General features: G+C 70.1%; 21 protein-coding genes. 5 read left to right on the top strand and 16 right to left on the bottom strand.

Annotated features, from left to right (window positions below; all coding sequences use genetic code 11):
* Positions 1 to 127: 127 nt before the first annotated feature.
* Genes QZX79_RS10730 through QZX79_RS10720 form a run of 3 tightly spaced genes read right to left on the bottom strand, consistent with a single transcriptional unit; the run spans position 128 to position 2823 of the window.
* Positions 128 to 1258 carry a histidinol-phosphate transaminase gene (locus tag QZX79_RS10730; protein ID WP_294568272.1) on the bottom strand — a complete coding sequence of 377 codons (1131 nt, stop codon included), beginning with the start codon at positions 1256 to 1258 and terminating at the stop codon, positions 128 to 130.
* 9 nt (positions 1259 to 1267) lie between these two features.
* Complete coding sequence (locus QZX79_RS10725; protein WP_294568271.1) at positions 1268 to 2536, bottom strand: hypothetical protein; 1269 nt, start codon at positions 2534 to 2536, stop codon at positions 1268 to 1270.
* Positions 2533 to 2823 (bottom strand): hypothetical protein, encoded by a 291-nt coding sequence (locus tag QZX79_RS10720; protein ID WP_294568270.1) that lies wholly within the window; start codon positions 2821 to 2823, stop codon positions 2533 to 2535. Before QZX79_RS10720 ends, QZX79_RS10725 begins: the two co-directional genes overlap by 4 nt.
* A 142-nt stretch (positions 2824 to 2965) precedes the next feature.
* On the opposite strand from QZX79_RS10720, the gene purB reads away from it, so the two are divergent.
* Entirely contained in the window at positions 2966 to 4399 is a 1434-nt protein-coding gene (gene purB, locus QZX79_RS10715; protein ID WP_294568269.1) for an adenylosuccinate lyase, read from the top strand.
* Between the two features lie 43 nt (positions 4400 to 4442).
* Here purB and QZX79_RS10710 read toward each other — a convergent pair whose 3' ends face one another.
* The 4 genes from QZX79_RS10710 to QZX79_RS10695 all read right to left on the bottom strand — a co-directional run bounded on the left by QZX79_RS10710 (position 4443) and on the right by QZX79_RS10695 (position 7251).
* Complete coding sequence (locus QZX79_RS10710; protein WP_294568268.1) at positions 4443 to 4964, bottom strand: 2'-5' RNA ligase family protein; 522 nt, start codon at positions 4962 to 4964, stop codon at positions 4443 to 4445.
* 4 nt (positions 4965 to 4968) lie between these two features.
* Positions 4969 to 5877 carry an FHA domain-containing protein gene (locus QZX79_RS10705; RefSeq protein ID WP_294568267.1) on the bottom strand — a complete coding sequence of 303 codons (909 nt, stop codon included), beginning with the start codon at positions 5875 to 5877 and terminating at the stop codon, positions 4969 to 4971.
* Between the two features lie 12 nt (positions 5878 to 5889).
* The gene (locus QZX79_RS10700) at positions 5890 to 6150 is read right to left on the bottom strand and encodes a hypothetical protein (RefSeq protein ID WP_120166332.1); all 261 of its coding nucleotides are present in this window, start codon (positions 6148 to 6150) and stop codon (positions 5890 to 5892) included.
* A 117-nt stretch (positions 6151 to 6267) separates the two neighbouring features.
* A complete protein-coding gene (locus QZX79_RS10695) occupies positions 6268 to 7251 on the bottom strand; it encodes an aldo/keto reductase (protein WP_294568266.1) in 984 nt (327 codons plus the stop codon).
* A gap of 75 nt (positions 7252 to 7326) precedes the next feature.
* Between QZX79_RS10695 and QZX79_RS10690 the strand changes: the two genes are divergently transcribed.
* Both QZX79_RS10690 and QZX79_RS10685 read left to right on the top strand, forming a co-directional pair.
* Positions 7327 to 8817, top strand: coding sequence for an FAD-dependent oxidoreductase (locus QZX79_RS10690; protein WP_366484908.1), 1491 nt, complete (start codon positions 7327 to 7329; stop codon positions 8815 to 8817).
* A 112-nt stretch (positions 8818 to 8929) separates the two neighbouring features.
* Complete coding sequence (locus QZX79_RS10685; RefSeq protein WP_294568265.1) at positions 8930 to 10006, top strand: phosphatase PAP2 family protein; 1077 nt, start codon at positions 8930 to 8932, stop codon at positions 10004 to 10006.
* A 123-nt stretch (positions 10007 to 10129) separates the two neighbouring features.
* Here QZX79_RS10685 and mscL read toward each other — a convergent pair whose 3' ends face one another.
* A complete protein-coding gene (gene mscL / locus QZX79_RS10680) occupies positions 10130 to 10552 on the bottom strand; it encodes a large conductance mechanosensitive channel protein MscL (RefSeq protein WP_294568264.1) in 423 nt (140 codons plus the stop codon).
* Positions 10545 to 11108 (bottom strand): TetR/AcrR family transcriptional regulator, encoded by a 564-nt coding sequence (locus QZX79_RS10675; RefSeq protein ID WP_120166324.1) that lies wholly within the window; start codon positions 11106 to 11108, stop codon positions 10545 to 10547. The genes mscL and QZX79_RS10675 overlap by 8 nt, the downstream gene beginning before the upstream one ends.
* 62 nt (positions 11109 to 11170) lie before the next feature.
* On the opposite strand from QZX79_RS10675, the gene QZX79_RS10670 reads away from it, so the two are divergent.
* Positions 11171 to 12724, top strand: coding sequence for an MFS transporter (locus QZX79_RS10670; protein ID WP_294568263.1), 1554 nt, complete (start codon positions 11171 to 11173; stop codon positions 12722 to 12724).
* Between the two features lie 112 nt (positions 12725 to 12836).
* Entirely contained in the window at positions 12837 to 14447 is a 1611-nt protein-coding gene (locus QZX79_RS10665; RefSeq protein WP_294568262.1) for a peptide chain release factor 3, read from the top strand.
* A gap of 131 nt (positions 14448 to 14578) precedes the next feature.
* On the opposite strand, the gene QZX79_RS10660 is transcribed toward QZX79_RS10665, so the two are convergent.
* The 7 genes from QZX79_RS10660 to QZX79_RS10630 all read right to left on the bottom strand — a co-directional run bounded on the left by QZX79_RS10660 (position 14579) and on the right by QZX79_RS10630 (position 21568).
* Positions 14579 to 15217, bottom strand: coding sequence for a DUF3105 domain-containing protein (locus QZX79_RS10660; RefSeq protein ID WP_120166318.1), 639 nt, complete (start codon positions 15215 to 15217; stop codon positions 14579 to 14581).
* An 81-nt stretch (positions 15218 to 15298) separates the two neighbouring features.
* Complete coding sequence (locus QZX79_RS10655) at positions 15299 to 15943, bottom strand: DUF305 domain-containing protein (protein WP_294568261.1); 645 nt, start codon at positions 15941 to 15943, stop codon at positions 15299 to 15301.
* Between the two features lie 168 nt (positions 15944 to 16111).
* Positions 16112 to 17413 (bottom strand): ADP-ribosylglycohydrolase family protein, encoded by a 1302-nt coding sequence (locus tag QZX79_RS10650; RefSeq protein ID WP_294568260.1) that lies wholly within the window; start codon positions 17411 to 17413, stop codon positions 16112 to 16114.
* Between the two features lie 145 nt (positions 17414 to 17558).
* A complete protein-coding gene (locus QZX79_RS10645) occupies positions 17559 to 18839 on the bottom strand; it encodes an ABC transporter substrate-binding protein (RefSeq protein ID WP_294568259.1) in 1281 nt (426 codons plus the stop codon).
* 68 nt (positions 18840 to 18907) lie between these two features.
* Positions 18908 to 19669, bottom strand: a complete 762-nt coding sequence (locus QZX79_RS10640; RefSeq protein ID WP_294568258.1) for a ThuA domain-containing protein — start codon at positions 19667 to 19669, stop codon at positions 18908 to 18910.
* A 43-nt stretch (positions 19670 to 19712) separates the two neighbouring features.
* A complete protein-coding gene (locus tag QZX79_RS10635) occupies positions 19713 to 20525 on the bottom strand; it encodes a sugar phosphate isomerase/epimerase family protein (RefSeq protein WP_294568257.1) in 813 nt (270 codons plus the stop codon).
* Entirely contained in the window at positions 20522 to 21568 is a 1047-nt protein-coding gene (locus QZX79_RS10630; RefSeq protein ID WP_294568256.1) for a zinc-binding dehydrogenase, read from the bottom strand. The genes QZX79_RS10635 and QZX79_RS10630 overlap by 4 nt, the downstream gene beginning before the upstream one ends.
* Positions 21569 to 21621 lie beyond the last annotated feature (53 nt).

The raw sequence follows: 21621 nt of genomic DNA, 5'->3' as shown, positions 1-21621 counted from the left end.
CCACTCCTCAGTCGACGTATGCCCCTATTGGAATGCTTCGTGGACGCATACACCGGGATACATATGTTCGTTAAACGTACGGCTCCCACACTAGCCAGTGACGGCGGTTAGACCTATTTATGTCTGGTCAGCACCCGCCGGGTGCCACCGGGTATCCTGCGCACAGCGCCAGGAACCGGGTGTTTGCCTCGGGCTCCCCGATGCTGACCCGGACGCCTTCGGTGCCGAAGGCGCGCACGGACAGGCCCTGCAGGTCGGCCTGCGCCGCGAAGTCGGGGGTGGACTCACCGAGAGCCAGCCAGACAAAGTTTCCCTCCGCCTCGGGGATCTTCCAGCCAAGCGCTCGAAGTCCCTCCACCACGCGCATCCGCTCGTCGACGATGCCCTGGACCCGCTCCGCGACCTCGTCGAAGTGCTGGAGCGAGGCCACGGCGGCGGTCTCTGCGATCTGCGACACCGCGAAGGGCACCGCGCTCATCCTCAGGTGCGCGGTGAGTCCGGGCTGGGACACCGAATACCCCACCCGGAGCCCGGCGAGCCCGTGCGCCTTGGAGAAGGTGCGCAGCACGATGACGTTCGGGTACCTGCGGTACATCTCAAGCCCGTCCACGACACCGGCCTCCCGGACGAATTCCTGGTACGCCTCATCGATCACGACGACGACATTGGCAGGCACCCGGTTGAGGAAACCCTCGATTGCGGCGGCCGACAGCGCCGGGCCGGTGGGGTTGTTGGGGGTGCACAGCAGGATCACGCGGGTCCGGTCGGTGACAGCGGCGGCCATGGCGTCGAGGTCGTGGGTGCCGTCGGCGCGGACCGGCACCGGCCGGGACTCCGCACCGGCCAGCCCGACGCAGATCGGGTAGGCCTCAAAGGAGCGCCAGGCGTAGATGACCTCGTCCGGGGCGTCGAAGTCGTTCTGCCCGGCGAAGGCGGCGAGGATCTGGTTGAGGGCGCCGAGGCTTCCCGCGCCGGTCACGATGTCCTCGGCCGGCACGCCGAGGAAGGAGGCGAGTTCTCCGCGCAGCGAGGTGGTGGCCGGATCCGGATACCGGTTGATGTCGGTGCGGTCGCGGATGGCCGCCAGGACGGCCGGCAGCGGCGGCAGGGGGTTCTCATTCGAGGAGAGCTTGTAGCTCTGCACCCCCTCCAGCACCGTGGGCGGCTTGCCCGCGGCGTAGCGCGGAAGTTTTCCCAGCACGCTGCGCGGGGAGATGCCTGCGACGGCCTCGGTGCTCTGGCTGTTGTTCGACGTCATGCCCATAGCCTAGCGCCGGGCCGCCGGTGGAGGGCCGGCCGGCTGCTGCCCGGCCGCGCGGCAGGGGGGGTGTTCCGCGGGGTGCCGGACCGCCCGGTAGAGGCGGCGCTGGGCACCTCCCCCGGTCGCCGCAAGGGTCGCCGCCGCCGGGGCCAGGGACGGCAGGTCGCTGGCGTCAACGAGGGCCGCCGCCTGCGCGTAGGTGGCGAGCTTGTGGGCGGCACCGAGGCCTTTGCCCTCGGCGCCGGGTCCGGCAGGCAGGGCGGGAACGGGGGAATCGGCCCTCACGGTGACGCGGTTCGGCTCGTCCGGGGCAGGGCCACCGTCGAGGGCGGGCACGTTGTCGGCGGCGTGTTCGAGGTGGAGGTACTCGGCCGTCCCCGTCGGTTCCCAGCCGGTGGGGGATCCGAGGGTGACCACGAGGCGGACGTCGTAGGTGCCGCCCACGGCGCCGCCGGCGGCAAGGTTCATTGCGTGCATTCCGCCCTGGCTGTAACCGGCGAGCAGGACGGTCTCACCCGGCCGGGCTCCGGCCTCGCGCAGGGCCTGCGCCACGGCGGCCCCGACATAGCGGCTGTCCTCATTGACGGCCTCCGCGATACCGGTGGCGTCGAAGGGATTGCCGGGCTCGGCGGGCTGGGTGCCGGGGAGGATCACGAGGTAGGCAGGTCCGTTGGGCCCGCCGGTGCGCAGGATCTCGAAGGAACCGGGCGGCGCCGCCTCGACGGCGGCAAGGCGGTCGGCGATCGCCTCGACGGTTCCCCCGAAGGCCACCTGCTCCACCTCGGCCGGCGCGGTGAGGGCCAGCGGGCCCGGCACCAGCAGCCCCTCCCGGGCGGCCGCCGAGGCCGCCGCGCGGGCCGAGAGTTCCACCGATTCCGTGGCGCCGAAGGCCGCGAGCCGCGCCGCGGCCTCCGCGGCGAGATAGGCAAGGCGGGCCCGGGTGATCCGATCGGCGGTCTCCTGAAGTTCGTTGCCGGAATCGAAGGTGCTTCGGCGGGCGGCGTCGAGCGCTTCGGCGGCGGCCCGTCCGGCGGCGCCGGCCTCCCGGCCGCCGGGAAGCCACGCTGCCGCCAGGCGGGTGCGCTCCAGCTCGAGGCTGAGGTAGATCAGGGCGGTGGAGACCTCCCGCACCGCCTCGGCCAGCCCGCCGAGTTCGCCCGCCGCCCGGTCGAGTTCCTCCCATTGGAACCGGATGCCGCCTACGCCGCCGCGCACGCTCAGTCCCGGCCCGGATGCGGGGACCGGGGCCGGATCGTAGCCGCCTGCGGAGCTCACGGGCCGATGCTGCCGGCCAGGGATCCTGCGGCATCGCCGAGTTCGGCGGCGTACACCTCGGCCAGCCGGGCCGCCTGTTCAAGCAGTTCGGCCGCGCTTCCGACCGCTGAGGCGCGCCCGGCCAGGTACTGCCGGAAGTTGCGGCCCGCCGGGGACTCCCAGTCGAGGGCCGCCACCGCGGCCGCCCGGTGGCGGATCTCCTCGAGTTCGCGGGCCTGCCGCAGCAGCCTGCCCCCAAGGTCGGCGGCGTCCCCGGTGGGGAGCCGAACGATCCCCTGAGCTGTCATGGCGGCCTCCCTGTACTGCTGCCCGATGTCAGGATGCTAGTGCCGCCCGCTGCCGGGGACGTCCGCCGGCCGGCTATGTGGATGCACGCTGCGCCACGGGCCCGGTGTCCGGGGCCCGTGCGGGCCGTGAAAGAATCGGAGCATGGCTGATACCTCCCCGACCCGTGTTGACCTTGCTTCCATCCCCCAGGGAGAGGCCCCCTCGCTGGCCCTCGGGCCGCTGGACGGCCGGTACCGGGAGGCGTCCGCACCCCTGGTGAACCACCTGTCCGAGGCGGCCCTGAACCGGGACCGCCTCCACGTCGAGGTGGAGTGGTTCATCCACCTCACCCGCAATTCCGTCGTCCCGGGCGCCGGCCCCCTCGACGCGGGGCAGGAGGAGGCGCTGCGCGCCATCGTCACCTCCTTCGACGCCGCCTCGGCCGCGGAACTCGCGGACATCGAGAAGGTCACCGTCCACGATGTGAAGGCCGTCGAGTACTTCATCGGGCGCCGGCTCCCGGGCATCGGCCTTGAGCGCCTGAAACCCCTCGTGCACTTCGGCTGCACCTCGGAGGACATCAACAACCTCTCCTACGCCCTCGGCATCAAGGGCGCCGTCCTGGACGTCTGGCTGCCCGCTGCGCGCCGTCTGGTCGGGGCCATCGAGGACCTCGCCCGGGACTCCCGGTCCGTCGCGATGCTTTCGCGGACCCACGGCCAGCCCGCCACGCCGACCACCCTGGGCAAGGAGATGGCCGTGACGGCCCACCGGCTCTCCCGGCAGCTTCGGCGCATCGAGGCCACCGAATTCCTTGGGAAGATCAATGGGGCCACCGGGACCTACGCCGCCCACTATGCCTCGGTCCCCTCGGCGGACTGGGAACAGGTGGCGCGCAGCTTCGTCGAGCGGCTCGGCCTGTCCTGGAATCCGCTCACCACGCAGATCGAGTCCCACGACTGGCAGGCGGAGCTGTACTCCGACATTGCCCGGTTCAACCGGATCCTCCACAATTTCTGCACCGATGTCTGGAGCTACATCTCCATCGGGTACTTCGCGCAGGTCCCGGTCGCCGGAGCCACCGGGTCCTCCACCATGCCGCACAAGGTGAACCCGATCCGGTTCGAGAACGCCGAGGCGAATCTCGAGATCTCCTCGTCCCTGTTTGACGTGCTCGCCTCGACCCTGGTCACCTCCCGGTGGCAGCGCGACCTCACCGACTCCTCGAGCCAGCGCAACATCGGGGTGGCCTTCGGACACTCCCTCCTGGCGGTGAGCAACGTACTCAAGGGCCTGCAGCGGCTGGACGTCGCCGGGGCGGCCATCGCCGCGGACCTCGAGGACAACTGGGAAGTGCTCGGCGAGGCCATCCAGATGGTGATGCGGGCCGAGGCCGTCGCGGGCACCGCCGGCCTTGACGACCCGTATGAGCGGCTCAAGGATCTGACCCGGGGACGGCGGGTCGACGCCGCCCGCATGCGCGAGTTCGTCTCGGGCCTCGGACTCGGCCCCGAGGCGGAGCAGAGGATGCTCGGCCTGTCCCCTTCGACCTACACCGGGATCGCCGACCGGCTGGTCGACCACCTCCGCTCCTGACCGGGCGCCGCCCGGCCGGCGCCCGGTCAGGACCCGGGGCGCCCTACCCGCTGAGGTCGACCGTCACCCTGGCGGAGCTGTCCCACCGGCGTGCGGACACCGCGGTGGCGGCCGCCGGTTCGGCCTGAACGGCCGCAACGGCCTGCCCCACCTGGTCGGCGGAAAGGCCACGGGCCAGGGTGACGTGCGGCGTCCAGTTCCCGGTGAGTGTGGTGGCGAACTGCCCCGGCAGGCCGGTGAGGGCGTCCCCCACCCGCCGGTGCAGGTCCGTCAGCGCCGCCGAGACCACGACCGAGCGCACCAGGATGAACGTCCGCCGCCCTCCCCCGAAGAGCAGGAGCCCGGCAAACCGCACCTCCTGCGGCAGGTCCCGGACCGCGCCGCGCAGGGCGGCGTCGAAGGACCCGTCGATGGCCGGTGCAGCCGCGAGGGTGATGTGGGGCCGGTTGCTCTCAGAGGTGTGCCGCGCCTGGCTGGGCAGGCCCAGCTCCAGCAGCCGCACCCAGTCGCGGCGCACCGCCTCCTCCGCGGCGGAGTCCAGGAGCAGTTCGACGCTGTCACTCACGCTCTCAGCGCGGAGGCCGCCGCGGATCGCCGATGCCGACGGATCCGTCCTGTTCGGTCACCCCGGTGCGCGGGTTGCGCTGGGGCCGCTGGTAGGCGAACTCCCCGCCGTTGCGTCCGCCGAAGGGACGGCCGTGGTCGGCGTATTCCTCCCGGAAGAACGCGAGGCACCAGGATCCCAGCTGAACCCGCGCCCCGGTGCGCAGCACCGCCGGCCCGCCTCCGACGCTGCCGGTGACGGCGCCGTGCGGGACCAGCACGTATTCGTCATTGGCGTCGTGGAGGATCTCCGCGTGCAGCTCCTCAAGGCCGGGCAGCTGCAGGTCCGAGTCCGCCGACGCGCCGATGGTGGTCCGATCCTGTCCGAGCACGAATTCCCGCGGCACCTGGCCGTTCCACCGGGCCGAATCCTGGACGAAGATCAGCCGCGGGCGGCCTCCGCCCGGGGCGTAGTGGGTCGTGGTGATCCGGCGGCTGATCCGCCGGTTCACCGTGGGCACGAGCGGCAGCGGCGTGGACGGCGGCAGCAGGCTCGCCGAACCGGAGCGCTCGAGGGACCGCCGCCCGAGGTGAATCAGCGGGGCGAGGACCGACGGCGACCCGAGGCGCAGGTGGGGCGAACGGGTCAGGAGCCGCTGCGTCATCGAGGTTTCGACGGCGCCCAGGCTGATCAGCGGGCCCCGCGGGCCGGTCACGGTCACGTCCAGGCCGGCGTCGGCGAGCAGCTTCGCGAAGGTCCGCACCCCGGACACCGAGGGAAGGTTTCCGCCGAAGGCTCCGGGGTTGTCGCAGAAAATCGAGATGCTTGATCCGGCGGCCGTGACCGTTCCAGAGATGACCTCATCCGGCCCACCGTCCGGGCCGGGTTCGGTCAGGGAGAAGGTGAGGTCGACGTCCAGTCTCAGTTGTGCCACCACAACGGTGCCTCAGCCGCGGTGGGGGTCGGAACCGGGTGCGTCGTTGTCGCTGGTGGTCACGCGCAGGGTGCCGTTGAACTTCCAGGTGGCGCGCGGGGCGTCGGGCCCGACGTCGCGCGGAACCTCGACAGTCATGTCGATCAGGCTGTAGTTGACCGCGGCGCCCTTGCCGGTGAGGTAGCTCCACATTTCCTCGGCGAGGTCCGCCCAGTCGCGGATGGAACGCTCCTCCCGGCCGGCGGCGGAGAGGGACGAGGTGAATTCAGTCATGGTTGATTCCTTAGATGGATCGAACGATGACAGACGTCCTCTAACTCCGTCTGACGGGTGGTTCAACGATAGCCGACCGTGCCGCGGCAGGGAACCCCTTGCCGCGGGCCCTCCGGCTCACCAGCGGGAGTGGACCGTGGGCCGGAAGCGGCGGTCGTACAGCGCCGTGACGCCGTCGTGGATCGCGCGCCCGAGGTCAAGCCGGCCGGCCGCGGCGGCGTTCGCTTTCGCCTGCGCGGCATTGCGGGCCCCGGGAATGACAGTGCTGATTCCCTCCTGGGCGATGATCCAGGCGAGCGCGCCCTGTGCCGGTTCCACCCCGGCGGGAAGCAGCTGCGCGAACTCCTGGGCGGCGGCGAGCCCCGTCTCGTAGTCGACGCCCGAGAACGTCTCCCCGACGTCGAACGCGGCGCCGGAACGGTTGTAGTTGCGGTGGTCGTCGGCCGGGAAGACGGTGGAGGTGCTGTATTTGCCGCTCAGCAGCCCGGAGGCCAGCGGAACCCGGGCGATGATGCCGACCCCGGCGGCCCGGGCGGCCGGGAGGACGGCGTCAAGCGGCTTGAGCCGGAAGGCATTGAGGATGATCTGCACCGTGGCCGTGTTCCCGCGGTCGATGGCGGCGAGGGCCTCGTCGACGCGCTCGACGCTGACCCCATAGTTCCGCACGGCGCCCTCCTCGACGAGGGTGTCCAGCGCGTCGTACACGGCCTCGGTGGTGTAGACATCCGAGGGCGGGCAGTGGAGCTGGATCAGGTCCAGGGTCTCCATGCCGAGGTTGGCGCGGGAGCGGTCCACCCAGGAGCGGAAGTTCGCGAGGGTGTACTGGGAGGGGTCCTGCTCCACCCGCCGGCCCATCTTGGTGCCGATCACCAAATCGAGTGAGGGGTTGGCCCGCCGGAACGCCCCGATCGTCCTCTCGCTCCGCCCGTCCCCATAGACGTCGGCGGTGTCGAAGAAGGTGGTGCCGGCCTCCGCTGCGGCCTCGAGGACCTCGAGTGCGTCCCTCTCCTGGATCTCGCCCCAGTCCGCGCCGAGCTGCCACGTTCCGAGGCCGATCACCGAGACCGGCCGGCCGGTTCTGCCGAGTGTGCGCTGTTCCATCCCTCGACTATAGGGGGTGGCCCTCCCTTGACTGTAAGCATGATTAGTAGTGGGCTGGGAACCACCTACGGAGGGATGACGATGAGATCACTGTGGTTGGATACCGCGCCGGAGATACCTGCAGAGCCGTTCTCCCCCGGGGCCGGATTCGACTCGGTGGTGGTCGGGGGCGGACTGACCGGCATGACCACCGCACTCCTGCTGGCCCGCGCCGGGCACAAGGTGGCGGTGCTTGAGGCCCGCCGGGCCGGAGCGGTCACCACCGGCAACACCACGGCCAAGCTCTCACTGCTTCAGGGCACCGGGCTGTCCCGGATCACCTCCCACCACGACGCCGAGCTGGCGCGGGCCTACGTCACGGGCAACCGCGAGGGGCAGAGCTGGATCCTCCGCTTCTGCGACGAAAACGGCGTGGGGTACGAGCGCCGGGACGCCGTGAACTACGCCGTGACCGACAGCGGCGCGAAAAGCCTCGACGCCGAACACGAGGCCTGCACGCAGGCGGGCCTGGGGACCGAGCTGGGCAATGCCTCGACCCTTCCCTTTCCGGTGCGGCGCACCCTGAGGCTGGCGGACCAGGCGCAGTTCCACCCGCTGGAGGTGCTCGCGGCGCTGGCCTCGGAACTGCGCCGCCACGGCGGGCGCCTCTTCGAGGGGGTGCGGGTCCAGGGTGCCTTAACCCCCAAGTCCGGCGGCGTGGAACTGAAGACGGACGCCGGCGCCGTGACGGCCCGCAATGTCGTGCTGGCCACCGGCATCCCCATCCTCGACCGGGGCGGGTACTTCGCCGTCCTCAAGCCGCAGCGGTCCTACTGCATCGCCCTCGAGGTGACCGACCGGGTGCCCCCGGAGATGTACCTCTCGGTGGACACCCCCACCCGTTCCCTGCGCACGGCCCGGGTGGGCGGCAGGGACTACCTCATCGTGGGCGGCAACGGCCACAAGGTCGGCCACCACTCGAACACCCAGGGCCTCGTTGACGACCTGACCCGCTGGGCCCGCGAGTATTTCCCCACGGCCCGCCCCGCCTACTCCTGGTCGGCCCAGGACTACCAGCCGGCCGCCGCGGTTCCCTACGTCGGCAAGGTCCCGGCCGGCGGCGGACACATCTACGCCGCGACCGGTTACAACAAGTGGGGCATGACGAACGCGGTGGCCGCCTCGCTGGCACTCTCTGCCAAGATCCTGGGCGGGCACATGCCGTGGGCCGACACCCTGTACAGGACCCGGGTGACCCCGGTCGATGCGCTGTCGACGGCGAAGGTCAACGCCGAGGTGGGGCTGGAGATGCTGACCGGCTGGGTGTCGGGCCTGGCGAAGACGGCCCCCGCGTCCCCGCCGGAGGGGCAGGGTGTCGTGGTCCGTGAGGGCCGGAGCCCGGTCGGGGTCTGCACCGTCGACGGCGTCGAGCACCGCGTGTCGGCGGTGTGCCCGCATCTGCGCGGCATCGTGAGCTGGAATACCGCCGAGCGGACCTGGGACTGCCCCCTGCACGGGTCCCGGTTCGCCGCCGACGGAACGGTGTTGGAGGGCCCGTCAACCTCGAATTTGGGCAGCGGAATCTAACCACAAGCGCGGCCTTGGTGCCATAAGGTGGATCGCCTATGGGAAGATGGGGGTAACTGTTAAGATGCCTGTCACCCTACTGACACTGCCGCGCATAGGATAGATATATATAATGACCACCCACGTCGGGCCCGAACGCCCACCATGGCGCCGACTGTTCGGCGTTCCCCTGATCGTGACCCTCGCCTTCGCCGGCCTGATGGTGCTGACGGCCGTGCTGACCGGGCTGCCCCTTCGTGATCCGGAAGGCTTCCTCGGCCCCAGCTACGTCCGGTTGCCCCTGACCGTGCTCGGTGTCATAGCCGCCGACGTCATTCCGCGGGTGCTCCTGCAGCGCCCTGCTCCGCGCGATCTCGTGCGCGTGACCCGCAAGATTTTCCACCAGAGGTGGACCGGGCACCGGATGTCGGTGGCGGCCGCCGGCCTGGCGAGCTTCTACCTCGCCTACGTGGCGTACCGGAACCTCAAGAGCTTCCTGCCCTTCCTTCAGGACCACCTGGTCGACGCCGCACTGGTGGAGACCGACCGCTGGTTTGGCTTCGGCGGCAACCCCGCCGACGTGCTCCAGCAGCTGCTCGGCACCGGCATCACGGCGGAGGTCCTCTCCTTCGTCTACATGATCTTCCTGATCTTCGTGCCGATCTCGCTCGCCGTGGCCCTCGTCTGGTCCAAGGACCTGTCCCTGGGCGCCTGGTATGTGGGAGCCCTCTGCTTCAACTGGGTCATTGGAACGGTGACCTACTACGCGGTTCCTTCGCTGGGCCCGATCTACGTGCAGCGCGCCTCCTTCACCGACCTCCCGGACACTGCGGTCTCAAGCCTCCAGGAGTCGCTGTACCGCAACCGGCTGACGGTGCTTGCCGACCCGCATTCGACCCAGTCGGTGCACGGTATCGCGGCCTTCGCCTCGCTGCACGTGTCCATCGTCTTCACCGCCGCGCTGATCGCCCAGATGGCACGCCTGCCCCGGATGGTCCGCTGGGTGATGTGGATTTACTTCGCCCTGACGGCCGTAGCCACGGTCTACTTCGGCTGGCACTACGTCATTGACGTCTTCGCCGGCCTCGCGGTGGGCGGCCTGTCGGTCTGGCTTGCCGCGGTGTCGGTCGGCCGGGCGCGCATGCGCTTCGGGGCGGGCAAGGACCAGAACCTGCTCGACGCGCGCACCGGGACCGCAGCGCTGCGCTGACGGGCCGCCCCGGCTGCGCCCGGCACCCGGCCGCAGGTCGGGTACATCCCGCTGGCTGACCCGGGAGGGGCGGCGCAGCAGCTGATCCCGAAAGGGCCGGCGCCTTTGGGCGCCGGCCCTTTTTCAGTTCCTGCCGGTGGATTCGGCGAGCTGGCGGAGCAGGTCCCGCATCTCGGTCAGCAGCGCCGTGTCCACGGGGACTGGTTGCTCCTCCGACTCCGCGGCGGCCGTCCGCGCCCGGGCATGGGCGTTGATCCGGTTCATGGGAAGCACGACGCCGAAGTAGACGACCGCGGCCGTGATCAGGAAGGTTACGGCGGCGGTGAACACCGCGCCGAGGTCCACGAAGGTCTCGGGGTTGCCCGGCCAGATGCGGAATCCGAACCCCTCGGCGCTCACTCCTCCGCCGGCGGCGGCGATCAGCGGCCGCAGCAGGTTGTCCGTGACGGACCCGACCAGGGCCGTGAAGGCCGAACCGATGACGACGGCGGTGGCCAGTTCGACGACATTTCCGCGCAGGATGAAGTTTCGGAAGCCCTTAAACATCAGCGGCACCCCGCGGGATGCAGTGGTTGAGCACGATCAGGTCAACCACCGAAAGGACCCGTTCAAGGTCCTTCTCACTGGGGCCCGCAGCGCCCTCGCCGCGGAAGAACGCCGCCTCGTAGTAGAGCCCGTCACCGAGGAGCTTGATGGCCAGGGCCGCCGTACGGTCCCCCAGCCGGTCCTCGAGGGTGGTCAGCCACAGCTCCTGAATGCGCGAGAGCGTCCGCCGGGCCACCGGGTGGCCCTGCTGCGCCAGCCGCGCCATGGAGACGAGCGCCCGGTCCAGCGGGCTGTCCTCATAGACCGAGGTCCGCACGTAGTAGCGGCCGGGGCCCTCCGGGTCGGCCGTCATCTGCTCCCGGTCCTTCTCGACCAGGGCCAGCAGCCGTTCGGCGAGGGCCTCGACGAGGGCTTCCTTGGCCGGGAAGTGGTACAGCAGGCCGCCCTTGGAGACCTCGGCGGCCGCCGCTACGGCCTCCATGGTGGCAGCCCGTTCCCCGTCGCGGATCAGGGTGTCTTCGAAGCTGTCGAGGATGCGTTCTCGTGAACTTGGCATTCCTCCATGATAGGGGTCACTAAAGTTGCACTGTACCGGCTGGACGGTATAGTATGCTCGGTATGACTTCGTCCATCTCCACTTCCGCGTCCCCGGCCGGGGTGAGCTCAGTGCTGTCACCGGCCTCCACCCGCACAGGGGTGAGGGGTTGGATCTCCCTCGCTGTCCTGATGCTCCCCGTGCTGCTGGTAGCGGTGGACAACACGGTGCTCAGTTTCGCCATTCCCGCCATCTCCCTCGCGTTCGCCACCAGCGGAGCGACCCAGCTGTGGATCATCGACAGCTACCCGCTCGTGCTGGCCGGACTCCTCGTGGCCATGGGCAGCCTCGGTGATCGCTTCGGCCGCCGCCGCCTGCTCATCATCGGCGCCTGGGGCTTCGCCGCCTTCTCCATTGCCGCAGCCTTCGCCCCGAGCGCCGGGTTCCTCGTCGGAGCCCGGGTCGGCCTCGGAATCTTCGGCGCGATGCTGATGCCCTCCACGCTTTCCCTGATCCGCAACATCTTCACCGACCGCGACCAGCGCCGCATCGCCATCGCCGTGTGGGCCGCGGGGTTCTCCGCCGGGGCCGCCCTGGGCCCCCTGCTCGGTGGCGCGCTGCTTGAGCACTTCTGGTGGGGCTCGGTCTTCCTCCTGGCCGTGCCCGTCCTGGTGCTGATGCTCATCCTCACCCCGATCTTCGTCCCCGAGTCCCGGGATCCGAATCCGGGGCGTGTCGACATCCTGAGCATCGGGCTCTCGGTCGCTGCGATGCTTCCGGTCGTCTACGCCATCAAGGACTTCGCCATGGAGGGCCCCAACCCGGTGGCGATCTCCGCAGTCGTCGTCGGGCTCACCGCCGGCGTCGTGTTCGTGCGCCGGCAGCTGCGCCGGCCCGGGCCGATGCTTGACGTGCGGCTGTTCACCGTGCGCGCCTTCACCGGCGCCGTGCTGGTGAACCTGCTGGCCATCTTCTCCCTGGTGGGCTTCCTCTACTTCGTCTCGCAGCACCTGCAGCTCATCCTGGGCTACAGCCCGCTTGAAGCCGGAGTGATCCTGCTGCCCGGGCTCCTGATGACCATCGCCGCCGGCTTCGCGGTCGTGCCCGTGGTGAAGCGGGTCCCGCCGCACATCGTGGTCCCGGTGTCGCTCGGGTTCTCCGCCGCCGCGTATGCCTTCGTCGCCTTCACGGGCGAGTCCGCCATGGCCCTGCTGTTCGCGTTCATCCTGCTGGGCATCGGCGTCGGGGCCTCGGAGACCGTCTCGAACGACCTGATCCTCTCCACCGTTCCCCCGGCGAAGGCCGGAGCGGCCTCGGCGGTCTCGGAGACCGCCTACGAGGTCGGTTCGGTATTCGGCACCGCGGTTCTCGGCAGCATCCTGCTCGCCTCCTACCAGGCCCACCTGAGCCTGCCGGCCGGGCTGAGCTCCGGGCAGGTGGCCGAGGCCACCGAGACCCTGGGCGGGGCGGTCAACACCGCGGCCCAGCTGCCGGCGGCGAATGCCGCCGTGCTGCTCGAGTCGGCCTTCTCCGCCTTCGACAGCGGAGTGATCCTCACCTCCGGGATCGGGGCCGTGCTCATGGTGCTGGCCGCCGGGCTCGGCTGGTGGTCCCTGCGCCCGACCACCGCGCGCTGACCGGGTTCCTCCTAAGCGGTCCGCCGGGCGGGCACTGCCCCGCCCGGCGGTCCACACCCCGTGCCCTGCCGGCCCCGGCGGGGCACGGACAGCGGATCAGCGACAATGGAGTGTGCCAGTTCTTACCGAATCCCCCCTCACCGATCCCGCGGCCGTCCGGCGTGAAGCCTCCCGGCGCCGCACCTTCGCCGTGATCTCCCACCCCGACGCCGGCAAGTCGACCCTGACCGAGGCCCTGGCCCTGCTGGCCCGCGCCATCCAGGACGCCGGGGTCACCCACGGCAAGTCCAGCCGCCACGCCACGGTCTCCGACTGGATGGGCATCGAGCAGGAGCGTGGAATTTCGATCAGCTCGGCCGCACTTCAGCTGACGTACCGGGACACGATCCTCAACGTCGTCGACACCCCCGGCCACGCGGACTTCTCCGAGGACACCTACCGGGTGCTCGCCGCCGTCGACTCCGCCGTGATGCTCATCGACGCCGCCAAGGGCTTCGAGCCGCAGACGGTGAAGCTGCTGGCCGTCTGCAAGGCCCGGAACATCCCCATCATCACGGTGATCAACAAGTGGGACCGCCCCGGCCTCGACGCGCTCGGCCTGATCGACGACATCGGCGAGCGGACCGGGATGACGCCGGTGCCGCTGACCTGGCCCGCGGGGATCGCCGGGGACTTCCACGGGCTGCTCGACATTCCGGGCAAGCGGGCGTTCCGGCTCGAGGCCGTGGACGGCGGTGCCCAGGCGGCGACGGAGACCGAGGTGCGGCCGGCGGAGCTCGAGCCCATCGAGGCGGCGCGCTGGGTCGATGCCGAGGAGGAGGCCGGGCTCGTCGAATCCTCGAACGGCGCCTTCGACGCCGCCGAGTTCGCTGCGGCCCGGCAGACCCCTGTCCTGTTCGCCGCCGCCGCGAAGAACTTCGGCGTCTCCCAGCTGCTCGACACCCTCGTCGACCTTGGTCCGGCGCCCTCGCCGCGGGAGACGCTCAGCGATGAGCCCCGCCGGCTGGAATCCCCGTTCTCCGGCTTCGTCTTCAAGGTCCAGGCCGGCCAGGACAGCTCCCACCGCGACCATATCGCCTACCTGCGGATCTGCTCCGGCAGCTTCGAACGCGGCATGGTCATCACCAACCAGCGCACCGGCAAGCCCTTCGCCACCAAGTACGCCCACCGCGTCCTGGGCCGCAGCCGCGAGGTCGTCGACACCGCCTGGCCGGGCGATGTCGTCGGGCTGGTCAACGCCACCAGCCTGCGCGTCGGGGACAGCCTCTTCGCCGAGGAACCCGTGCGGTTCCCCGACATCCCCCGGTTCTCCCCCGAGCTGTTCGCCGTCGCCCGGGCCAAGGATCCCGGCCGGTACAAGCAGTTCCGGCGCGGGATCGAGCAGCTCGAGCACGAGGGCGTCGTCCAGGTGCTGCGCTCGGACCTGCGCGGCGACCAGGCCCCGGTGCTGGCCGCGGTGGGCGCGCTGCAGTTCGAGGTCGCCGCGCAGCGGCTCGGCACGGAGTTCAACGCGCCCACCTCGCTCGACAATCTGTCCTACACCCTGGCCATGGCCGTGGCCCCCGGGAGCACCGGCGTCCCGGAGACGTTCCGGGGCGGGGAGATCCTGCACCGCGCCGACGGCGAAATCATCGCCGTCTTCGGCGACAAGTGGAAGGTCGGGCACTTCCGCAAGGACTACCCGGGCGTGGTCCTCGAACCGATCGGTGCCGCGATCGACTAGGCCGCCATCGAGAACGGCTCCAAGCAGAACGGCTTTGAACGAAACGGCGGGCCCGGTTGTACCGGGCCCGCCGTTCTCTGTCCTGCTACTACTCTGTGCTCTTACTGCTGGGCTGTTCCTATGAGGTGCCGTTACGGGGTGATGCCGCCGGAGCAGGAGGCACCGGGCTCCGGGGTCTGCTCGCCCTGGATGTACTTCTCCATGAATGCCGCCAGGCGGGGATCGTCGGCGGAGTCGACCTCGAGCTGCAGGCCCCAGGCGCTGGCCGCGATCGGGGATTCCTGGTCCTCGTGCGGGCTCAGGACCACGTAGCTGCGGGTGCCGACGAGGTCGGTGAGTGCATCGATCTCGGCCTGGTCCAACCCGGGCTGGTAGCTGATCCAGACGGCGCCGTGCTCAAGGGAGTGGACGGCGTTCGTGTCGGGCACCGGCTCGGTGTACACGCCGCAGTTGAGCCAGATGGGGCTGTGATCCCCACCGACCGGAGGCGACTGCTCGTACGTGACCTCCTCCTCGGTGTGCTCCCGGCCCAGGTCCTCGAAGGTCGCCACGCCCTCGATCGGCTTGGCAGCGGCCTCCCTGGCGGCGTTATTGGCCTGGACCTGGTTGACGATCACCAGGGTCACCGCGATGATGATCGCGAGGATGACAGCGCCGATGCCGCCGAAAATCAGAGCGCTGCGCTTGCGTTCACTGGCCCGCTGCTGGGCCTGGATGGCGGCAAGCCGTGCCTGGCGGTCCGAGTTCTGCTGGGCTCTCTTCTTGTTCAACGGTGATCTGTCCTTCGTGGCGGGATGGGGAGCGCCCTGCGCGGGCGCACCGGCTGTAGTCCAATCTACCGCCGGTGCCGGCTAACGCCGGTCAAGCAGGTCCTGCAGGGCGCCGATTTCGGCCTGCTGCGCCGTGGCCATCTTGGTGGCCAGGGAGCGCACCCGGGCGGTCTCGGCCAGTTCCGCACCGGCCTCGGCCATCTCGGCGCCGGCGGTGTGGTGGTCGATCATGAGTTCAAGGAAGAGGCGTTCGGCCTCGACGCCGGAGGACGACTTCAGCTCCGCGAGCTGCTCCGGGGTGGCCATCCCCGGCATGAGCGCTCCGGCGGTATGCGCGGAGGCGCCGTCCTGCCCGCCGTGGTGGCCGGCGGAGGAGTCAAGCCACGCCATCGCGGGCGCGGAGCTGCTCTGGGGCAGGCCCCATTCCTCGAGCCAGGCGTACATCTGGCCGATCTGGTGCTGCTGGGTGAGGGCGATGTCGTAAGCGACGGACCGCAGGTCCTCGTCGGCGCTGCGGTCGCGGATCAGCAGGGACATCTCCACGGCCTGCGCATGGTGGACCTGCATGTCGCGGGCGAAGCCGGCGTCGGCGCTGGCACCGTTCGGGTGGTCCTGCCCGGCGGACACGCGCCCGGCGGTGAAAACCAGGCCCATCAGGGCCAGCGCGGCCACCCCGGCCAGGATGAGCAGCAGCCGTTTTTGCCAGAACGGCAGGGAGTTCGTCATGGGTTTCCTCGCTGGACGGTGGGTTCAGCCTCCAACCGTAGGCCATCATGCTGGGCGTTGCCTTAATGCCGCCCGGCCCGAGGTGCCGGGCGCCCGGCCGGGCAGACCGTGCGTCCGCGGCTCCCCCGAAGGGGATGCCGCGGACGCGCCGGGCCTGGGCCCGCTGCCCTAGCCGGCCCGACCGGGGACCAGCCGCAGGGTGCGCTCGGCGAGTTCGTCGATGGTGATGTGGTCGTAGCCGCGCACGTCGCTGCGTACGTGTTCGTGCGTGGCGCCCACGAGTTCGGCCGGAACCGCCCGGTCCCCGTGCAGGGCACCGTAGGCGCTGCCCACGGTGGCCGCGGTGGAGTCGGTGTCGCGCCCGCCGGAGATCGCGGTGGCCACGGCGCCGGCGAAGTCGCTGCCCCACAGCAGGCCGATCGAGATCAGGGCGGCGTTGTGGATGGTGTGGACCCAGCTGTACTGGCCGAGCGTCTCGTCCACCCAGTCCAGGGCCTCCTCGGAGGACGCGCCGCCGTCGAAGAGCTCGAGGACCCCGCGGAGGGCCTCGGCCAGCCGGGAGCGGTCGGGGACAACGCGCAGCGCGGTGCCCAGGGCCTCCCGTGCCGAGTCGGTGGTGAAGGCGGCCGCCAGGAGGGCGGCGGCCCACATCTCCCCGTAGGCGCCGTTGGCGGTGTGGCTCAGACGGGCGTCGACCAGGGCCAGGCGCGCGGCCTCCGCCGGGTCCCCGGGGTTCACGTAGCCGAAGATATCCCCCCGGATGAGCGCGCCGATCCACTCCCGGTAGGGATTGGCCTCGGTGGCGGTGGCCGGAGCCTGCAGACCGGCGATCAGGTTACGGTAGGCGGCGCGTTCGGCCGTGTAGATCTGGGTGAACGGAAGCCGGCCCAGCCACTCCGCGGCGATGTGGTCGGTGGTGAGGCCGCGCCCGTGGGTTTCGAGCAGGTTCAGCCCGAGGATGGTCCAGTCGATGTCGTCATCGCGCGGCACCTCGGTGAAGTTCCCCTCCGAGGCCGTCGCGGCCGACGGGTGGAGCCGGCCCACCCCGGCCGGCAGCGGGTCGAGCAGCCGGACGAAGCCGGTCTGGGGCCACTGGCCGGCGGCCCGCAGGTACGTCTCGACCTCGCCGCGGGTCAACCCTTCGATCGGCTTGCCCATGGTGTTGCCCACGGCCCGGCCGAGCCAGGCTCCGCGGATCCTGCCGGGAAGTTCCGATGGCTCGTAGGCCGTCTTTTCCACCCGGCCGGCCAGTTCGAGCAGGACAGCCTCGTCCCCGGGCTCGTCGTAGGTCCAGTCCGGGTCGCGCTGCAGACCTGCGAGGGCCTGCCCGATGGCGGCAAGGCGTGGCAGGTCGGAGGCCTGCGCCGCTTCCCGTGCCTGGTGTTCGAGGTCTCCGACGGCGTAGCCGGAGTGCGCCAGCTGTTCGGCCTCGTCGGGAATGATGTCGCGGGGATCGAGTACGTCGTGCATGGTTTTCCTCGTTGCTGGTCAGGGGTGCGGATTCAGGTGGCGGATCGGTGGGGAGTTCAGGTGGGGAGTTCAGGTGGGGAGTGCGGGTGCGGGGCCCGGGAGGCAGCCCGGGGGGACGGCCAGCCCGGGCCGTCCCCCGAGCGTGTTACTGCTTGAAGGCGGCGTCAAGGTCGGCGGCGACGTCCTTCGCGCTCTGCTGGTTGGTCAGCATGGCCTGCACGCCCTTCCACATGGCGTCGTTGAAGACGTCGGTGGACAGCACGTCGACGTTGGAGCCGAACTCGCCGGTTCCGTCCGAGATCTTCGAGGCGTCCTCGAGGACCTGCGCGAACAGGGGGTCGGCGTCGATGCCCTCGGTGTCCACCGGGAACGGCGGGATGGTGTTGAAGTTCTCAACGGTCCACCGTCCGTGCTCCGGGCTGACCAGGTAGTCGAGGAACTTCTCGGCCGCCTCGGTGTTTTTCGAGGATGCGGAGATATACGGGCCGGAGCCGAGCCCGCCGCTGAAGATGCCCGGGCCGTCCTCGGCCGGGAAGGGGATGAAGCCGACCTCGAAGTCGGTGTTCTTGGCGATCTCGTCGGTGGCCCAGCTGCCGGTGGGCAGGATGGCGGCCTCACCGGAGTAGAACAGGGCGTTCCCGCCGTCGTAGGTCAGGGACGTGGGGAAGTCGGGCAGGTACCCGGCCGCGTTGAAGGACTTCCAGGTGTCCAGGGCCGCCACCACCTCCGGGGAGGTCCAGGGCATTTCGCCGCCCAGCAGCTTGTCCACTCCTTCGGCGCCGATCCGGCTGGACAGGGCCATGCTCAGCAGGTGACCGCCCTGCCAGCCTTCCTTGTCGCTGGCTGCGATCGGGGTCAGCCCCTCCTTGGCGATCGCGGCCGCAGCGGCCTCGAGCTCGCCGAGGTTCGTCGGTTCGCTGATGCCGAGGTCCTCGAAGACCTGCTTGTTGTAGAACAGGCCGATGGTCTCGATGTCCCCAGGGACCCCGTAGACCTTGCCGTCGAAGGTCACGCGCTCCTTGGCGAACTCGTAGACGGGCCAGTCGTGCTCCTCGTAGGCGTCCGTCAGGTCGTGGAGCAGCCCGGCGTCGGCGAGGGCGCCGGCGTAGCCGGGGCCGGATCCCCAGCTGAAGATGTCGGGGCCCTCGCCGGAGCGCAGCTGGGTCTGGAGCACGGTGCGCATATTGTCGGTGGGCAGGACCTCGAGTTCGATGTCGATGTCGGGGTTCTTCTTCTCGAAGACGGCGATGTCCTCGTTGATCAGGTCGACGGCGGCCGGGTCCTCGGGCTGCTCGATGAGATAACGGATCTGCCCGCCGCCTCCGCTGTCCTTCTCCGCGGCCGACGAGGTGCCGGTGCATCCCGTGACGGCGAAGGCGAACGCGGCGGTGACCGCAGGGATCCGGAGAGCTGCAAGGCGTTTCATGGGGTGCTTTCTTGTCGAATCGGTAGGGTGCGTACGGGTGTGCCTGGTGTGCTGGCCGGTCAGACGGGTCAGTCCAGGGGGGCCTGGAACCAGCCGCGGGCCGGGTTGGTGACCGCCGGCGGTGTCCGGTCGGCCGTGGTCTGCGCCGCCCAGCGGACGCCGTTGGCCAGGACCTGCCGGATCTGGGGATGGTGGTAGACGGGATACGCCTGGTCTCCGGGGCTGAAGTAGAAGATGCGTCCGCGCCCCCGGGTGAAGGTCACTCCCGAGCGGAAGACCTCGCCGCCGCTGAAGGAGCTGATGAACACCAGGTCGTCCGGGGTGGGGATGTCGAAGAACTCCCCGTAGGTTTCCTGTTTCTCGATCACCAGCGGACCCTCGATCCCCGCCGTGATGGGGTGGGTGGGGTTCACATTCCAGACGAGTTCCCGCTCCGCCCCGTTGCGCCACAGCAGGGAGCAGGTGGTGCCCATCAGGCGGGTGAAGATCTTGGAGAAGTGGCCCGAATGCAGCACGAGCAGGCCCATCCCGCCCAGGACGTGCCGCTGGACCCGCTCCACCACCTCGTCGGACACCTGGTCGTGGGCGATGTGGCCCCACCACAGGAGGACGTCGGTTTCCGCGAGGACCTCCTCGCTGAGCCCGTGGTCGGGATCGGCCAGGACGGCCGTCCGGATCACAGGGTCCCCGTCGAGGACGAGCCGGAGGCCTTCGGCGATGGCGCCGTGGATGCCGTTCGGGTAGATGGCGGCGACCTCCGGCTCGGTGGCCTCGTGGATGCCCTCGTTCCAGACGGTGATCCGCAGGGGCGGGATGGTGCTGTGCTGCATGAGAATCCGTTCGTCGCGGCTTTCACCTAGTTCTTCAGCAGGCCTAGTTGGCCAGCAGGGCCGGGCTCTTCAGCAGGGCCGAGACCTTCGGGAGGACGTCGCGGACCGGGCCGCTGAGGCGGCACTCCATCGCGAGCCACCCGTCGTAGCCGATCTCCTCCAGCGCGGCGAGCGTCGCGGGCCAGTCGTAGTGGCCCGCGCCCGGCTCAAGCCGGTTGCTGTCGCCGAGCTGGACGTGGCGGATATGCTTCCCGGCGGTCCGGATGGAGGCAGGGATGTCCGCCTCCTCGATGGACATGTGGAAGGTGTCGGCGATGACGGCGACGCCCGGGGACGACACCTCCTCGACGATGGAGACGGCGTCGGCGAGGGTGTTGACCAGAAAGTCCTCGTACCGGTTCAGGGGTTCGAGCAGGACCAGGGCGCCTTCGGCCTCGGCGTGGGCGCCGAGCTCCGCCAGGGCCTCGACGAGGGATGCGCGCGATTCCTCGTCGCTGCGGGGCGGCTCGAACGGGGGGAGCCGGCGGCTGAACAGGGCGTAGGCGTTGGGCGTGACGGCGCCGAACCCTCCGGCCTCGGCGATGCCCGAGAGCAGGTGCTTCATCTGTTCGCGTGCGTCCTTGGCCCGGGCGGGATCGAAGTCACCGATGAAGTGGTCCATGTTGACGCACACGCTGGGCAGGACGACCCCGGCGGCCCGGGCCTCACGGAGTTCCGCGGAGCGTCCGGCGAAGATCCCGTCGCCCTTCCCCAGCAGCTCGATGCCGTCGAAACCGCGCTCCTGCGCGAACTCGAATTTCTCCATGAGGTTCCTGCCCTCGAGGAAGTGTTCCTGGATTGCGAGCCGAAAAGTCACTGGTTCTCCTCAAAGCTGAGGACGACCTGGAGGGCGTCCTGCGGGTTTTCATCGAGCATGCTGAAGGCGGCCGCGGCGTCGGCCAGCGGAACGGTGTGGGAGATCAGGTCCACGAGGTTCAGCTTCCCGGTGACGGCCAGATCGATGGCGGTGGTGTTGAGCCGGTAGGTGTCCCACCGGTGCTGCAGGGCCGGGGACACCCCGGAGATCTGCGAGGAGATGACCTGGATGCGGTTGTGGTGGAACTCCTCGCCAAGGCGCAGGCCCATGCCGTCGCCCTGCAGGAAGCCCGCGGCGCAGACGCGGGAGCTGTAGGCCACCGAGCGGATCGCCTCGTGGAGGGCCCGGTAGTTGCCGGTCACCTCGAGGGCGGCGTCGGCGCCGCGGCCTCCGGTGAGCTCGCGGATGCGCTCGGCGACGTTCCCGTCGGCCGGGTCCAGGACCATGTCCGCCCCGAGTTCCTCGGCGAGCTTGCGCCGGCCGGCGATCCCGTCGACGGCGATCACGCGGGCGCCGTTGAGCCGGGCCAGCTGCGCCACGATCTGGCCGGGAACTCCAAGGCCGAAGACGGCGACCGTCTCACCGACGTGGATGTCGGCGTCCAGGACGACATTCAGGGCGATGGCGCCGATCTGGGAGAAGATCCCGATCCGGGGGTCCGCGGAGGGGTCGAGGATGCGGGCGGCGGCGTATTCCTCGGTCTTCACGGTGGAGGACCGGTGGCCCCAGGTGCCCCAGATGCGGTCGCCGAGGGCAACAGTGGTCACCTCGGAGCCGATCTCGACGACCTCGCCGACCTCCTCGTAGCCCCAGCCGTGGACCGGGTAGGACAGGGTGGATTCGCCGTCGATGAAGAGCCGCCGCTCGGGGCTCCACTGCTTCTGCAGGTAGGGGTTGCTGCCGCGGTAGGCGGTGAGCTCGGTGCCGGCGGAGATGCCGGAGTAGAGGGTGCGGATGCGGACCTCGTTGCCGGCGAGTGCTGCTTCGGACTCGTCGGTGATTTCCGCGACGCGGGGGGAGGTGAAACTGACAACGGATGCCATGGGGGCGGTGTCCTTCGTGTATTGGTGATTCTCGATCTGGTGGGGAAGATGTG

Source organism: uncultured Arthrobacter sp. (assembly GCF_902805515.1).
In the GTDB taxonomy this organism is placed as follows: Bacteria; Actinomycetota; Actinomycetes; order Actinomycetales; family Micrococcaceae; genus Arthrobacter_D.
Note: the sequence above shows the minus strand (reverse complement) of the source record. Positions and strands in the feature narration are given on the sequence as shown.

Coding starts and splice junctions, on each gene's coding strand:
- QZX79_RS10730 (WP_294568272.1), bottom strand. CDS start 1,258: ATGACGTCGAACAACAGCCAGAGCACCGAGGCCGTCGCAGGCATCTCC.
- mscL (WP_294568264.1), bottom strand. CDS start 10,552: ATGTTTAAGGGCTTCCGAAACTTCATCCTGCGCGGAAATGTCGTCGAA.
- QZX79_RS10700 (WP_120166332.1), bottom strand. CDS start 6,150: ATGACTGAATTCACCTCGTCCCTCTCCGCCGCCGGCCGGGAGGAGCGT.
- QZX79_RS10675 (WP_120166324.1), bottom strand. CDS start 11,108: ATGCCAAGTTCACGAGAACGCATCCTCGACAGCTTCGAAGACACCCTG.
- QZX79_RS10685 (WP_294568265.1), top strand. CDS start 8,930: ATGACCACCCACGTCGGGCCCGAACGCCCACCATGGCGCCGACTGTTC.
- QZX79_RS10645 (WP_294568259.1), bottom strand. CDS start 18,839: ATGAAACGCCTTGCAGCTCTCCGGATCCCTGCGGTCACCGCCGCGTTC.
- QZX79_RS10720 (WP_294568270.1), bottom strand. CDS start 2,823: ATGACAGCTCAGGGGATCGTTCGGCTCCCCACCGGGGACGCCGCCGAC.
- purB (WP_294568269.1), top strand. CDS start 2,966: ATGGCTGATACCTCCCCGACCCGTGTTGACCTTGCTTCCATCCCCCAG.
- QZX79_RS10670 (WP_294568263.1), top strand. CDS start 11,171: ATGACTTCGTCCATCTCCACTTCCGCGTCCCCGGCCGGGGTGAGCTCA.
- QZX79_RS10690 (WP_366484908.1), top strand. CDS start 7,327: ATGACGATGAGATCACTGTGGTTGGATACCGCGCCGGAGATACCTGCA.
- QZX79_RS10630 (WP_294568256.1), bottom strand. CDS start 21,568: ATGGCATCCGTTGTCAGTTTCACCTCCCCCCGCGTCGCGGAAATCACC.
- QZX79_RS10655 (WP_294568261.1), bottom strand. CDS start 15,943: ATGACGAACTCCCTGCCGTTCTGGCAAAAACGGCTGCTGCTCATCCTG.
- QZX79_RS10640 (WP_294568258.1), bottom strand. CDS start 19,669: ATGCAGCACAGCACCATCCCGCCCCTGCGGATCACCGTCTGGAACGAG.
- QZX79_RS10695 (WP_294568266.1), bottom strand. CDS start 7,251: ATGGAACAGCGCACACTCGGCAGAACCGGCCGGCCGGTCTCGGTGATC.
- QZX79_RS10650 (WP_294568260.1), bottom strand. CDS start 17,413: ATGCACGACGTACTCGATCCCCGCGACATCATTCCCGACGAGGCCGAA.